Genomic DNA, 1,320 nt, shown 5'->3' on the forward strand with positions numbered 1-1,320 from the left:
GGTGGCGGCGCTGGTGGCCAGGGGGCTGACGAACCGGGAGATCGCCGAGAAGCTGGTGATCTCCAAGCGCACGGTGGACGCGCACGTGGAGCACATCCTCGCGAAGTTCGGCTTCACCTCGCGCTCCCAGATCCCGGGCGTCCTCTCCGACCCCCTGCGGGCACGGGCCGACTGAGGCGCGCGGCCCGGTCCGTACGGGACGGCCGTCCGCCGCAGGGAGCGCGCCCCGCGAGCGCTACAGGTCGTCCGGGTCCGCGCGGTCCAGGGCGGGGCGGCGGCCCGGCGCCGCTTCGTCCAGCAGGTAGTCGGCGGCGACGGTGTCCGTGACCAGGCTGGTGACCAGGCCGGAGCGCAGCACCGCCACGATGGCCTCGCGCTTGCGCGCGCCCCCGGCGATGGCGACCACCTCGGGGATCCGGCGCAGCCGGTCGGCCTCGACGGTGATGCACCGCTCTCCCAGGTCGCGCCCGATGCGGCGGCCCTCGGCGTCGAAGAGGTGCGCGGACATCTCGGCGGCGGCGCCCAGCGAGGCGTAGTGCGCGCGCTCCTCCTCGGAGAGCATGTCGTGCATGGCGGAGATGCCCTCCTCCCAGGAGCCGATGGAGACGGCGGCCACGGTCACCTTGTCGAAGTACTCGAAGGCGCGGGCCACCCCGGTCTGGCTGCGCAGCGCGGTGGCGGTGGCGGCGTCGGGCAGCAGCATCGGCGCGTAGATGGGGTGGGCCTCGCCGCCGGCGACCTCCGCGGCGCGGCGTACCGCCTCCACGGAGCCGCGCTCGGCGGTGCCCGCGTCGTACACGCCGGTGAGCTGGACGACGGTGCACGGGGGCAGCCGGTGCAGCGCCTGCGCCATGTTGATCGTGGACCGGCCCCAGGCCAGCCCGAGCACGTCACCCTCGGTGACCAGCTCGGCGAGCAGGTCGGCGGCGACGCTGCCGAGGTTCTCCGGGTCGCGGGTGTCGGGCACGGCGTCGGCCGGCGCCTCGACGACGACGGCGTGCCGCAGGCCGAAGCGGGCGCGCAGGGCGTCGGAGCGCTCGGCGTCCAGCTCGGCGGGGACGCGGATCTCGATCCGTACGAGGTCGCGTTCGAGCGCGGTCTCCAGCACCCGGGCGACCTTGAACCGGCTCACGCCGAACTCGTCGGCGATCTGGATCTTGGACTTGCCCTCAAGGTAGAAGCGGCGGGCCATCGCCGCCGCCTGCACCAGCTCCGCGGGTCCCATACGCGCAGCCGTCCGGCCCGTCGACACGAGATCTCCTTTGCTCTCCCCAGCGGCGCTGCTCGAAGGCGCTGCTCCGTCTTCAATACTTTCACGAT

Annotated in this window: 2 protein-coding genes; one reads left to right on the forward strand and one right to left on the reverse strand. The window is 73.9% G+C overall.

Annotated elements, in window-relative coordinates; genetic code table 11:
* Positions 1 to 175 (forward strand): response regulator transcription factor (locus tag H5J30_RS33755; protein ID WP_181791587.1); only part of this gene is annotated, 175 nt, incomplete at its 5' end.
* 60 nt (positions 176 to 235) lie between these two features.
* Here H5J30_RS33755 and H5J30_RS33760 read toward each other — a convergent pair.
* On the reverse strand, positions 236 to 1,225 hold the full coding sequence (locus H5J30_RS33760; RefSeq protein WP_181791589.1) for a sugar-binding transcriptional regulator: 990 nt from the start codon (positions 1,223 to 1,225) through the stop codon (positions 236 to 238).
* Positions 1,226 to 1,320 lie beyond the last annotated feature (95 nt).

Source organism: Streptomyces phytophilus (assembly GCF_013870535.1).
GTDB lineage: Bacteria > Actinomycetota > Actinomycetes > Streptomycetales > Streptomycetaceae > Streptomyces > Streptomyces phytophilus.

Excerpts from the sequence above, each read along its gene's own strand:
- H5J30_RS33760 (WP_181791589.1), bottom strand. The coding sequence starts at position 1,225 with ATGGGACCCGCGGAGCTGGTGCAGGCGGCGGCGATGGCCCGCCGCTTC.